Below are 14240 nucleotides of genomic sequence, written 5' to 3' on the forward strand. Positions count from 1 at the left end.
AAAACCGGACCAGACCTTACTTATTTAGCGTTACGCTCAGCCATCACTTTTTCAGCGATGTTGTTAGGTGCTTCAGCATACTTCAAGAATTCCATTGAGTACGATGCACGACCTTGAGTTTGTGAACGCAAGTCAGTCGCGTAACCGAACATTTCTGACAATGGAACTTGAGCATTAACTGCTTTCAAGCCACCTGGTGCCTCTTCCATACCTTCGATAAGACCACGACGGCGGTTAAGGTCACCGACAACATCACCCATTGACTCTTCTGGAGTGATAACTTCAACTTTCATCATAGGCTCAAGCAATACAGGTTGCGCTTGCAATGCACCCTTTTTGAAAGCCATGCTACCGGCGATTTTAAACGCCATCTCTGATGAGTCAACATCGTGGTAAGAACCGTCGTACAAGGTTGCCTTAACACCCAATACTGGGTAGCCAGCAAGAACACCTTGTTCCATCTGCTCTTTGATACCACGGTCTACCGCAGGAATGTATTCCTTAGGTACCACACCACCAACGATTTCGTTTACGAATTGGTAAGTGATGTCATCACCGTTTTCATCTTCTTCAATCGCCATTGGCTCAAGCTTCAGCCATACGTGACCGAATTGACCACGACCACCTGATTGACGAACGAATTTGCCTTCAACTTCAACCGCGTTACGGATTGCTTCACGGTATGCAACCTGAGGCTGACCAACGTTACATTCAACTTTGAATTCACGCTTCATACGGTCAACGATGATATCAAGGTGAAGCTCACCCATACCAGAGATGATAGTTTGACCTGACTCTTCATCCGTTTTAACGCGGAATGATGGATCTTCTGCGGCCAACTTACCAAGGGCAATACCCATTTTCTCTTGGTCGGCTTTAGTTTTCGGTTCTACTGCAACAGAAATAACCGGTTCTGGGAATTCCATACGCTCAAGAATAATCTTGTTGCTTGGATCACACAGCGTGTCACCGGTTGTCACGTCTTTAAGACCAATCAAGGCCGCGATGTCGCCCGCGCGCACTTCTTTGATCTCTTCACGGCTGTTTGAGTGCATCTGAACCATACGTCCAACGCGCTCTTTCTTGTTCTTAACTGGGTTAACAACACCGTCACCCTGATTAAGTACACCAGAGTATACGCGAACGAACGTCAGTGTACCCACGAACGGGTCAGTCGCGATTTTAAACGCAAGTGCTGAGAACGGCTCGTCGTCAGAAGACTTACGAACACCTTCAGACTCGTCATCAAGGATACCTGTAATAGGCTTAACTTCTGTCGGTGACGGAAGATACTCGATGACCGCGTCAAGCACTGCTTGAACACCTTTGTTTTTGAACGCTGAACCAGCAGCAACCAAGCAGATCTCGTTCGCCAACGTGCGTGCGCGAAGACCTTGTTTGATTTCTGCTTCAGTCAACTCACCTTCTTCAAGGTATTTGTTCATCAACTCTTCGTTAGCTTCAGCCGCAGCTTCAACCAAGTTGTTGTGATGTTCTTCACACTCGTCAACCATGTCAGCAGGGATATCTTCATATGTGAATGAAGTACCCATGTCTTCATCGTTCCAGTTGATGAACTTCATTTTGATCAAATCAACCACGCCGCGGAAGTTGTCTTCTGCGCCTACAGGCAGTTGCATTGGCACTGCTTCTGCATTTAAGCGGGTTTTCATTTGATGAACAACTGACAAGAAGTCCGCACCTGCACGGTCCATCTTGTTCACGAATACCATACGTGGTACTTCGTATTTGTTCGCCTGACGCCATACAGTTTCAGTCTGAGGCTGAACACCTGATGAAGCACACAATACGACGACTGCACCGTCAAGAACACGTAATGAACGCTCTACCTCAATGGTAAAGTCAACGTGTCCGGGAGTATCGATGATATTGATACGATGCTCAGGGAACTGTTTGTCCATACCTTGCCAGAAACATGTCGTTGCGGCAGAGGTGATGGTGATACCACGTTCCTGCTCCTGTTCCATCCAGTCCATGGTAGCTGCACCATCGTGCACCTCACCAATCTTGTGAGACAGGCCAGTGTAGAACAACACACGTTCAGTGGTGGTTGTTTTACCAGCGTCTACGTGAGCGCAGATACCAATATTACGATAGCGCTCAATGGAAGTTTTACGAGCCACAATAAACTCCTTAGTCGGTTAACTGTGAAATTACCAGCGATAGTGAGCAAACGCTTTGTTTGCTTCAGCCATGCGGTGAACGTCTTCACGTTTCTTCACAGCAGACCCTTTGTTTTCAGATGCGTCTAGCATTTCTGCTGCCAAACGCTGCGACATTGATTTTTCACCACGGGTGCGCGCTGCATCAACTAACCAGCGCATTGCCAGTGCATTACGACGCACAGGACGTACTTCGACCGGAACCTGATAGGTTGAACCACCTACGCGACGAGATTTAACCTCGACGGTTGGGCGAACATTATCAAGCGCATTCTCGAAGATGTCTAAGTGGTCTTTACCAGATTTCTCAGCAAGAATGTCTAGTGCACCGTAGATAATCTTTTCAGCGACTGCTTTTTTGCCGTCTACCATGACGACATTGATAAATTTGGCCAACAACTCTGATCCGAACTTAGGATCTGGAAGGATTTTACGTTGACCTATGACGCGTCTTCTTGGCATCTCAATATTCTCCGATTAATTCAGGGTATTCCCCAAAACGTACAAACAGTTTGGCCTTACTAACGGAGAACCGTTAAGATTTAGGCCGCTTCGCGCCGTATTTAGAACGGCCTTGTTTACGATCGTTTACACCTGAACAGTCAAGTGCGCCACGAACGGTGTGATAACGAACACCTGGCAAGTCTTTTACACGACCGCCACGGATCAATACAACCGAGTGCTCTTGTAAGTTGTGGCCTTCACCACCGATGTACGAAGATACTTCGTAACCGTTAGTAAGACGCACACGACACACTTTACGCATCGCCGAGTTCGGCTTCTTTGGGGTTGTTGTGTAAACACGGGTACAAACACCGCGTTTTTGAGGGCACGCTTCAAGAGCCGGAACGTTGCTTTTCACAACGGGCTTTTGACGGCCTTTACGCACCAGCTGGTTAACTGTTGCCATTAAATACTCCTAGTTTTGTTGATGTCGCTTACACCAGTGAAAAATCACTTGGTTTCTGACCAATAAATGGACCAGATCCCGAAATTCGGGAGCGGGAATTTTAATGGTCATATTTTCACCTGTCAAGGCTATATAAGAAAGCCGGCACTCAATGAGCACCGGCTTAATCGCTGAGCGAGGGTTTAATCGAGTGAATTACTCAGATGTAGACCCACTGTCACCGCCTGCATTTAGCGCATCGGCCAACTGCTGTTCGGCTTCTTCAGCTGTCATCTTAGGTGCTGTATCTTCGACTTCAAGCTCTGCTTGACGACGCTCCATACGCTCCTTGTGGTACGAGTAACCTGTACCAGCAGGGATTAAGCGACCTACGATAACGTTTTCTTTCAAGCCGCGTAAGGTATCTTTGCGTCCAGCAACAGCGGCTTCGGTAAGCACGCGTGTTGTTTCCTGGAACGATGCCGCTGAAATAAATGATTCAGTCGACAATGATGCCTTCGTAATACCCAACAACTGACGCTCGAAGGTAGCTGGCTGTTTGCCTTCAGCTTCTGCTTTCGCATTGGCTGCTAGCACTTCTGCCATTTCTACCATCTCGCCCTCAAGCAAGTTGGTATCGTTGGCGCGCAAGATAAGCGCTTTACGTAGCATTTGACGAACGATAGTTTCGATATGCTTATCGTTAATCTTAACACCTTGTAAACGGTAGACTTCTTGTACTTCGTTAACGATGTAGTTAGCTACTGCGCTAACGCCTCGTAGACGCAAGATGTCATGCGGTGCTTCTGGACCATCGGCGATCACCTCACCTTTTTGGACCTGTTCACCTTCAAACACGTTCAGCTGACGCCATTTTGGAATCATCTCTTCGTGCTGATCAGTACCGTCGTTTGGCGTGATAATCAGGCGACGTTTACCTTTAGTTTCTTTACCAAAGGATACGGTACCTGTTTTCTCTGCCAAAATTGCAGGTTCTTTCGGGCGACGTGCTTCGAACAAGTCGGCAACGCGTGGAAGACCACCCGTGATGTCGCGCGTTTTCGAACCTTCTTGCGGGATACGAGCAACCGTATCACCCACTTTAACTTCAGCGTTATCTTCAAGGTTAATGATCGCATTACCCGGCAAGAAGTACTGCGCAGGAATGTCTGTACCCGCGATGTTTACATCATTGCCTTGGCCGTCGACCAACTTAACCATTGGACGCATATCTTTACCGGCGCTGGTACGTTGACCTGTCTCCAGTACAACGATACTTGATAAACCGGTGAGTTCGTCGGTTTGACGGGTCATGGTAACACCATCAATCAGGTCAACGAACTTCAAGCGACCTTCTACCTCGGTGATGATTGGGTGCGTATGCGGGTCCCAGTTTGCAACGGTTTCGCCGCCGTCGACACTGTCGCCTTCGCCTTTCTTCAACACCGCACCATAAGGTACTTTGTAACGCTCGCGCTCACGACCAAACTCGTCGATAAGCGTTAATTCAGTTGAACGTGAAGTGATCACAGGTTGATTATCGCTGTTAACAACCCATTTCGCGTTGTGCAGCTTCAAGGTACCTGGATTCTTCACCTGAATGTTGTTTTCTGCTGTCGCACGTGATGCCGCACCACCAATGTGGAACGTACGCATCGTCAACTGTGTACCTGGTTCACCGATTGACTGCGCAGCGATAACACCCACAGCTTCACCTTGGTTAACCATGTGGCCACGCGCCAAGTCACGACCGTAACAGTGTGCACAAACACCGAAGTCAGTATCACACGTGATTACCGAGCGAACTTTAACTTCGTCGATTGAGTTCTCTTCGAGAACATCACAGTTCTTTTCATCAAGCAGCGTGTTACGTGGTAATAACACGTCTTTTTCGCTGCCTGGTTGCATGACGTCTTCACATAGAACACGACCTAATACACGCTCACGCAGTGGTTCTACAACATCACCACCTTCGATCAACGGCTTCATGTACAAGCCATCGTGTGTACCACAGTCTTCTTCCATGATAACCACGTCTTGCGAAACGTCGACCAGACGACGTGTCAGATAACCTGAGTTCGCTGTCTTCAATGCGGTATCGGCCAAACCTTTACGCGCACCGTGAGTTGAAATGAAGTACTGAAGTACGTTCAAACCTTCACGGAAGTTCGCGACGATAGGCGTTTCGATGATTGAGCCATCTGGCTTCGCCATCAAACCACGCATACCGGCCAGCTGACGGATCTGTGCGGGGCTACCACGAGCGCCTGAGTCTGCCATCATAAAGATTGAGTTGAACGAAGCTTGTTCTTCGTCGTCACCCTCTTTATTTTTGACGACCTCTTTCGACAGGTTCTCCATCATAGCTTTCGAGACTTTCTCGTTCGCCGTTGACCAGATATCGATAACTTTGTTGTATTTTTCGCCTGCGGTTACCAAACCCGATTCGAACTGCTCTTGAATCTCAGCGACTTCTTCTTCCGCGGCGGCAACGATTTCTTTCTTCGCTTCAGGAATCACCATGTCGTTTATACCGACAGACGCACCAGAAATCATCGCGTAATGGAAACCGGTATACATCACTTGGTCAGCGAATACGACCGTCTCTTTCAAACCGATATCGCGATACGCTTGATTAAGCATACGCGCGATTGGCTTTTTACCCATTGGCTGATCGATCAGCTCAAATGGTAAGCCCTCTGGCATGATCAATGACAAAATCGCACGACCTACAGTGGTGTCACGCAACATCAAGCGTTTTTCACGGGTGCCATCTTCATGGATAATTGTATCCGCGATACGCACTTTAATACGCGTGTGCAATTCGACTGCACCGCTACGATAGGCTTTCTCGACCTCTTTAGGGTTCTTGAATGCCATACCTTCGCCTTTGCCGTTGATTTTCTCTTTGGTCATGTAATAAAGACCTAAGACAACGTCTTGTGATGGAACGATGATCGGGTCACCGCTCGCAGGCGATAGTACGTTATTGGTTGACATCATCAACGCGCGCGCTTCGAGCTGCGCTTCAAGCGTCAATGGCAAGTGAACCGCCATTTGGTCGCCGTCAAAGTCAGCGTTATAAGCCGCACACACCAATGGGTGTAACTGAATCGCTTTACCTTCGATGAGCACCGGTTCAAAAGCTTGGATACCCAAACGGTGAAGTGTTGGCGCACGGTTCAATAACACCGGGTGCTCTTTGATCACTTCATCCAAGATATCCCAAACTTCTGCAGTTTCACGCTCAACCATTTTCTTAGCCGCTTTGATGGTGGTCGCTAAACCACGACGCTCAAGCTTGCCGTAGATAAATGGTTTAAATAATTCGAGTGCCATCTTCTTAGGCAGACCACACTGGTGCAAACGTAGTTTAGGACCTACGGTGATAACCGAACGACCTGAATAGTCAACACGTTTACCCAGAAGGTTCTGACGGAAACGACCCTGCTTACCTTTGATCATGTCAGCAAGAGATTTCAGAGGACGTTTATTAGAACCTGTGATCGCACGACCACGACGACCGTTGTCTAACAACGCGTCAACCGCTTCTTGCAACATACGTTTTTCGTTGCGAACGATGATGTCTGGTGCGGCTAAGTCAAGTAGACGCTTAAGACGGTTGTTACGGTTAATGACACGACGGTATAGGTCGTTCAAGTCTGATGTTGCGAAGCGGCCGCCATCAAGTGGTACCAATGGACGCAAGTCAGGTGGCAACACCGGCAATACGCGCAAGATCATCCACTCAGGTTTGTTTCCTGACATCTGGAAAGATTCAAGCAGCTTCAGACGTTTACTGATTTTCTTACGCTTAGTTTCAGAGTTTGTCTCTGGTAACTCTTCACGCAATTGCTGGATATCGCCATCGATATCGATAGTGCGCAGCAAATCAAGTATACCTTCCGCCCCCATTTTCGCATCGAACTCATCGCCGTGCTCTTCGAGTGCATCGAGGTACTCTTCCTCAGTCAAGATTTGATAACGCTCTAACGTCGTCAAACCTGGCTCGGTCACGACATATGATTCGAAGTACAATACGCGCTCAATGTCGCGCAAAGTCATATCAAGCATCAAGCCAATGCGTGAGGGCAATGATTTCAAGAACCAAATGTGCGCCACTGGGCTCGCCAATTCGATATGGCCCATACGCTCACGGCGAACTTTGGTCAAAGTAACTTCTACGCCACACTTCTCACAGATAACACCACGGTGCTTCAGGCGCTTATACTTGCCGCAAAGACACTCGTAATCCTTAACTGGACCAAAGATACGCGCACAGAAAAGACCATCACGTTCAGGTTTGAACGTACGATAGTTAATGGTTTCCGGCTTTTTAACTTCACCATATGACCAACTACGGATCATGTCTGGTGACGCTAACGCAATACGAATTCCATCAAATTCTTCTGATTGGTTAGCCGGTTTTAAAAACTTAAGCAAGTCTTTCACGATTTATCTCCTGTCGGAGTTCAACCACGGGGAGTGCAAGCACTCCCCAAATTCAATAACAAAAAGCTCGATTAGCCTTCTTCCAACTCGATATTAATACCGAGTGAACGGATTTCCTTCAGCAATACGTTGAAGGATTCAGGCATACCCGCTTCCATCTGCAAGTTGTTATCCACGATGTTCTTGTACATCTTCGTACGACCGTTTACGTCGTCCGACTTAACGGTCAACATTTCTTGCAAGGTGTAAGCTGCGCCGTATGCTTCGAGGGCCCATACTTCCATCTCACCGAAGCGCTGACCACCGAACTGAGCTTTACCACCCAGCGGCTGTTGCGTAACCAAGCTATAAGAACCGGTTGAACGTGCGTGCATCTTATCGTCGACCAAGTGATTCAGTTTCAGCATGTACATGTAACCGACTGTTACATCACGCTCAAAACGTTCGCCTGTACGACCATCAATCAACGGAATCTGACCTGATTCAGGGATATCCGCTAATTTAAGAAGTGCTTTAATTTCTTCTTCAATCGCACCGTCAAATGCCGGGGTTGCTGTCGGTAGACCTGCACGTAAGTTGCCTGCTAGACGAAGTACTTCGTCATCACTGAACTCGGCTAAATCTACTTTCTGGCGTCCTTCACCCAAGTCATAAACCTGTTGGATAAAGTCACGTAACTCGGCCATTGCACGTTGTGCTTTCAACATCTTGTCGATCTTGGTACCGATACCACGAGCTGCCATACCTAAATGGGTCTCAAGGATCTGACCAATGTTCATCCGCGATGGTACACCCAACGGGTTTAGTACGATATCGACCGGATTACCCTCTTCATCATGAGGCATATCTTCGTTCGGGATGATAGTCGAGATAACACCTTTGTTACCGTGACGACCCGCTAATTTATCACCCGGTTGAATGCGACGACGTACAGCGAGGTAGACCTTAACAATCTTAAGGACACCCGGTGCTAAGTCATCACCTTGGGTAATCTTGCGGCGTTTCATCTCAAACTTCTGATCGAAATCTTCACGCGTCTGTTGATATTGCTCAGCGATCTGCTCAAGTTGTTCCTGAGCACTCTCGTCTGCCAAACCTTGTGTTAACCAGTTTGAACGATCCATGCTTGCCAGCTTGGCTTCGTCAAAACCGTTGTTCAATAACAAACTACGTGCGCGGCCATAAATGCCATCTTCGAGGATCTTGAATTCTTCGGTTAAATCTTTCTTAACCTTAGCCAATTGCATCTCTTCGATAGCGACTGCACGTTTATCTTTTTCAACACCGTCACGGGTGAATACTTGAACATCGATAACCGTACCGTTAACACCATTTGGCACACGTAATGAGCTGTCTTTAACATCAGACGCTTTCTCACCAAAGATTGCACGCAAAAGTTTTTCTTCTGGCGTTAATTGGGTTTCGCCTTTAGGTGTTACTTTACCTACGAGGATATCGCCGCCTTTAACTTCAGCACCCACATAAACAACACCGGCTTCATCCAATTTACCCAACGCAGACTCACCTACGTTCGGGATATCGCTCGTAATTTCTTCCGCACCCAACTTGGTATCACGCGCTACACAGTTCAATTCTTGAATGTGAATCGTGGTCAAGCGATCCTCTTGAGCAACACGCTCAGAAAGAAGAATCGAATCCTCAAAGTTATAACCATTCCATGGCATAAATGCCACGCGAAGGTTTTGACCTAAAGCGAGTTCACCTAAGTCAGTCGATGGACCGTCTGCTAACACATCACCACGCATTACCGGTTCGCCAAGACGTACCGTTGGCTTTTGGTTAATACATGTGTTCTGGTTCGAGCGCTTGTATTTGGTTAAGTTGTAAATGTCGATACCTGCTTCACCCGGTACCATCTCTTCCTCATTTACCTTAACAACGATACGCGCAGCATCGACGTAATCTACAACACCGCCGCGTTTAGCGACGATAGTAACGCCTGAATCAACCGCAATCGTACGCTCAATGCCGGTACCTACTAACGGCTTATCAGCCCGTAGCGTTGGTACGGCTTGACGTTGCATGTTCGAGCCCATCAAGGCACGGTTAGCATCATCGTGTTCTAAGAACGGGATCATACTTGCCGCAATCGATACGATCTGCTGTGGCGCAACGTCCATGAACTGAACTTGTTCACGGTTCATCAAGGTGAATTCGTTTTTATGACGGCACGGTACGAGATCGTCAACGAGCTCACCTTGGTCGTTCAACGCAACGTTAGCCTGAGCGATTACGTAGTTACCTTCTTCGATTGCAGAGAGGTATTCAACCTCATCGGTCACGACACCGTTTTCAATCCGACGATAAGGCGTCTCAAGGAAGCCGTATTCATTGGTGCGTGCAAAGGTCGACAACGAGTTAATCAAACCGATGTTTGGACCTTCAGGCGTTTCGATTGGGCATAAACGACCGTAGTGAGTTGGATGTACGTCACGTACTTCGAAGCCCGCACGTTCACGCGTCAAACCACCTGGACCTAAAGCAGAAATACGACGCTTGTGCGTTACTTCTGACAATGGGTTATTCTGGTCCATGAACTGTGACAATTGGCTTGAGCCAAAGAACTCTTTAACCGCAGCACTGATAGGTTTTGCGTTTATCAAGTCTTGCGGCATTGTATTATCAAGGTCACCTAATGAAAGGCGCTCTTTCACCGCGCGTTCAACACGTACCAAACCAACACGGAATTGGTTTTCTGCCATTTCACCGACTGAACGGATACGGCGGTTACCCAAGTGATCGATATCGTCAACCTCGTCAAGACCGTTACGGATCTCGATGAGCTTTTTCATGACGTCAATAATATCTTCGTTGGTCAGGGTATTTTTCCCTGATAAGTCTTCGCGACCTAAACGACGATTGAACTTCATTCGACCAACAGTCGATAAGTCGTAACGTTCTTCGCTAAAGAACAGGTTATCGAAGAGTGCTTCGGCAGCTTCTCGCGTGGGCGGCTCACCTGGACGCATCATGCGATAGATTTCGACCAATGCCTCGAGGCGATTGGTCGTTGAATCAACGCGTAATGTTTCGCTCATGTAAGGACCATGATCGAGATCGTTGACGAACAGTGTCTCGATCTTCTTCACGCCCGCTTCGCTTAAATTAGCGATAAGCTCAAGTGTTAATTCATCGTTCGCTTTTGCGACAACTTCGCCGGTTTCCTTGCTGACATAATCTTTGGCAAGCACTTTGCCGACCATGTATTCAACAGGCACTTCTAACTCTTTCATCTCCGACTTTTCTAATTGACGGATATGACGAGCCGTTACACGACGACCTTTCTCAACAACGATTTCGCCGTTGCTGTCTTTAATATCGAACTTAGCAGTCTCACCACGAAGACGTTCTGGAACCAACTGCATCTTAACTTTGGTTTTCAGAATTTCGAAATATGTCGTCTCGAAGAACATCTCAAGGATTTCTTCGGTGGTATACTCTAATGCACGCAAGATGATCGACGCAGGTAACTTGCGACGACGGTCAATACGTACGAATACGTTGTCTTTAGGATCGAATTCAAAATCGAGCCAAGAACCACGGTAAGGAATAACACGCGCGTTATACAGGACTTTACCTGACGAGTGTGATTTACCTTTATCATGATCAAAGAACACGCCTGGCGAACGGTGTAACTGAGAGACAATCACACGCTCGGTACCATTGATGACAAAAGTACCGTTTTCTGTCATCAATGGGATCTCGCCCATGTAGACTTCTTGCTCTTTGATGTCCTTAACTGTGCCAGCAGCCGCTTCTTTATCAAACAACACTAAGCGAAGTTTAACGCGCAGCGGTGCAGAGTAAGTGATGCCGCGGATTTGACATTCTTCAACATCGAAAGCCGGCTCACCTAAGTGGTAACTGACGTACTGCAGTTCCGCATTACCGGAATAGCTGGCAATCGGAAAGACCGAACGGAAAGCCGCTTCAAGGCCATTATTAGCCTCTGGATCGACTTCAATAAATTTTTTGAATGAATCAAGCTGCATTGACAGCAAGTAAGGCACTTCTAAGACCTGAGGTCTTTTACCAAAGTCCTTACGAATACGTTTTTTCTCTGAGTAGGAGTACGCCATGGGGTTCCTCAGCTAGCTGATTGATGACCCTAACCAACGAGTGGTTCGATGGTTAAAAACAGATAACAAAAATCTGTCGTTCCCGTTTTATTTTTTCACGCGACTGCAACGAAATACGGGCAAAAATCGTACAAGCGTTAAAGCGCGAAAAGGCTGGTGGTTATTTAACCACCAGCCTATGGCCCTTAGGCCAGATTTCGTGCAACAGTTGAATTACTTAACTTCAACTTCCGCACCAGCTTCTTCAAGCTGCTTCTTCAACTCTTCAGCGTCGTCTTTGCTGATGCCTTCTTTAACAGCAACAGGTGCAGACTCAACCATAGCTTTAGCTTCTTTCAAGCCAAGGCCAGTTGCGCCGCGAACAGCTTTGATAGCTGCAACTTTGTTGCTACCAGCGCCTTTCAAGATAACGTCGAATTCAGTTTGCTCTTCAGCCGCTGCTTCGCCGCCAGCCGCTGGGCCAGCTGCTACTGCTACTGCTGCAGATGCGTCAACGCCGAATTTTTCTTCAGCTGCTTCGATCAACTCTACCAATTCCATTACTGGCATTTCAGCGATCGCGTTTAAGATATCTTCTTTAGTCAGAGCCATTACTCTAAACTCCTGGGTTGATAATTACAAAAAACGGTTTTAAAACCAACGATTTATTTAGCGTCTTTAATTGCTGCCAACGTACGCACGAACTTAGCAGGTACTTCGTTAACTGTTTTAACGAATTTGCTAACCGGTGCTTTGAAGGTGGCGAGCAATTTAGCCAATGCTTCATCACGAGTCGGAAGTGAAGCAACTGCGTCCAATTTTTCAGGACCCATGATGCCGTTACCGATAGATAGAGCCGTTACCTGAAGGTTCTTGTTCTCTTTAGAGAAATCTTTGAACAAACGAGCAGATGCGCCCGGTGCGTCCAAAGAGAATCCATAAACAAGAGGTCCTTTAAGCGCTTCGCTCATATCCTCAAACTGCGTGCCCTCAAAGGCGCGTTTTGCAAGTGTGTTACGTACTACTTTAAGAAACACACCTTGCTCACGTGCTTTTTTGCGCAACGCGGTCATGTCGGCTACTTCGATGCCTCGATATTCAGCAACGGTGACGGCTAGCGCATTTGAAGCGACGTCGTTAACTTCTTTAACGATTGCTTTCTTTCCGGCTAAACCAATTGCCACTGATATCACCTCGTTTTCTTTTGGAGCCTAAGCCCCTCGTTACAATTAGGTGAGCCTAAACTCACCACGTTGTCACGGTGATTCTCTACCCAGAGAGCCTGAGTCGGATATCACCATCTGCGTAGGACATTAAGTGCCGCAATATTCCTGCGGTACACCTACGGTCTTGGATGGGAGCTATGCTTCATGCCTTTTGAGCAATCCACCGCAGCTCCAACCCACAAACCTTTATTAACCAGCGCTGACAGTACCCTGGTCAATCGCAACACCAGCACCCATCGTAGTCGAAAGGCTGATGCGCTTGATGTATACGCCTTTAGCAGAAGAAGGCTTAGCTTTCTTCAGCGCGGCTAACAACGATTCTAAGTTTTCTTTCAACTTGTCGTTGTCAAAATCTACACGACCGATCGTCGCGTGGATGATGCCGTTTTTATCGTTACGATAGCGAACCTGACCTGCTTTAGCATTTTTAACAGCCGTTGCAACGTCTGGCGTTACAGTACCGGTTTTAGGGTTAGGCATCAGGCCACGTGGACCCAAGATTTGGCCTAACTGACCAACAACGCGCATTGCATCAGGAGAAGCAACAACTACGTCGAAGTTCATTTCACCTTTCTTAACTTGCTCAGCTAAGTCTTCCATGCCAACGATGTCGGCACCGGCTTCTTTCGCTTTATCAGCGTTAGCGCCTGAAGTGAAAACAGCAACGCGAACGTCACGACCTGTACCATTTGGCAATACAGTTGCGCCACGAACGTTTTGGTCCGATTTACGTGCATCAATGCCTAGGTTAACAGATACGTCAACACTCTCGGTAAACTTAGCGGTCGCCAATTCTTTCAACAACGTGATAGCTTCGTTTACATCGTAGTCACGGGCTTCTACTTTCTCGCGGATCATGCGAGCGCGCTTAGTTAATTTAGCCATGTCTTAGCCCTCCACGTTCAAGCCCATCGCACGAGCAGAGCCGGCGATAGTGCGTACAGCTGCGTCTAAATCAGCAGCAGTTAAGTCTGGTTCTTTAGTTTTCGCGATTTCTTCTAACTGTTCGCGAGTTACCGTACCCACTTTTTCAGTGTTAGGACGGCCAGAACCACTTTTGATGCCAGCTGCTTTCTTAAGCAAGAAAGACGCTGGTGGAGTTTTCGTGATGAACGTGAAAGAACGGTCTTCAAACACAGTAATTTCAACTGGAACAGGCGCACCTTTTTCCAAGTTGTCAGTCTGTGCGTTGAACGCCTTACAGAATTCCATGATGTTCACACCATGCTGACCCAATGCAGGACCAACCGGTGGTGACGGGTTAGCTGAACCAGCAGCTACCTGTAATTTAATAATGGCTGATACTTTTTTCGCCATGATAGTTACCTCTGTTGTGGGTTTAACGCCTCGTAACGTTGCAGAGTCACGTTACTCAATCGGCTCCCCGTTAAAAAAGGACGCGAATTATAAG

The 14240-nt window shown here is 47.4% G+C and carries 9 protein-coding genes; all 9 read right to left on the reverse strand.

Annotated elements, in window-relative coordinates; translation table 11 throughout:
* Positions 1 to 20: 20 nt before the first annotated feature.
* On the reverse strand, positions 21 to 2144 hold the full coding sequence (gene fusA, locus OS145_RS12270) for an elongation factor G (RefSeq protein WP_006956843.1): 2124 nt from the start codon (positions 2142 to 2144) through the stop codon (positions 21 to 23).
* A 30-nt stretch (positions 2145 to 2174) separates the two neighbouring features.
* Positions 2175 to 2645 (reverse strand): 30S ribosomal protein S7, encoded by a 471-nt coding sequence (gene rpsG / locus OS145_RS12275; protein ID WP_006956844.1) that lies wholly within the window; start codon positions 2643 to 2645, stop codon positions 2175 to 2177.
* A 73-nt stretch (positions 2646 to 2718) separates the two neighbouring features.
* Positions 2719 to 3093 (reverse strand): 30S ribosomal protein S12, encoded by a 375-nt coding sequence (rpsL, locus tag OS145_RS12280; RefSeq protein ID WP_006956845.1) that lies wholly within the window; start codon positions 3091 to 3093, stop codon positions 2719 to 2721.
* 195 nt (positions 3094 to 3288) lie between these two features.
* Complete coding sequence (gene rpoC, locus OS145_RS12285; protein ID WP_006956846.1) at positions 3289 to 7524, reverse strand: DNA-directed RNA polymerase subunit beta'; 4236 nt, start codon at positions 7522 to 7524, stop codon at positions 3289 to 3291.
* Positions 7525 to 7595: 71 nt separating this feature from the next.
* Positions 7596 to 11624 (reverse strand): DNA-directed RNA polymerase subunit beta, encoded by a 4029-nt coding sequence (gene rpoB / locus OS145_RS12290; protein WP_006956847.1) that lies wholly within the window; start codon positions 11622 to 11624, stop codon positions 7596 to 7598.
* A 213-nt stretch (positions 11625 to 11837) separates the two neighbouring features.
* Positions 11838 to 12215 (reverse strand): 50S ribosomal protein L7/L12, encoded by a 378-nt coding sequence (rplL, locus tag OS145_RS12295; RefSeq protein ID WP_006956848.1) that lies wholly within the window; start codon positions 12213 to 12215, stop codon positions 11838 to 11840.
* A 53-nt stretch (positions 12216 to 12268) separates the two neighbouring features.
* Positions 12269 to 12787, reverse strand: a complete 519-nt coding sequence (gene rplJ, locus OS145_RS12300; RefSeq protein ID WP_006956849.1) for a 50S ribosomal protein L10 — start codon at positions 12785 to 12787, stop codon at positions 12269 to 12271.
* Positions 12788 to 13018: 231 nt separating this feature from the next.
* Positions 13019 to 13714 carry a 50S ribosomal protein L1 gene (gene rplA / locus OS145_RS12305; RefSeq protein WP_006956850.1) on the reverse strand — a complete coding sequence of 232 codons (696 nt, stop codon included), beginning with the start codon at positions 13712 to 13714 and terminating at the stop codon, positions 13019 to 13021.
* Positions 13715 to 13717: 3 nt separating this feature from the next.
* Complete coding sequence (gene rplK / locus OS145_RS12310) at positions 13718 to 14146, reverse strand: 50S ribosomal protein L11 (RefSeq protein ID WP_006956851.1); 429 nt, start codon at positions 14144 to 14146, stop codon at positions 13718 to 13720.
* Between the last annotated feature and the right edge of the window lie 94 nt (positions 14147 to 14240).

Origin of the sequence: Idiomarina baltica OS145, assembly GCF_000152885.1 — a bacterium.
Taxonomy (GTDB): domain Bacteria; phylum Pseudomonadota; class Gammaproteobacteria; order Enterobacterales; family Alteromonadaceae; genus Idiomarina; species Idiomarina baltica.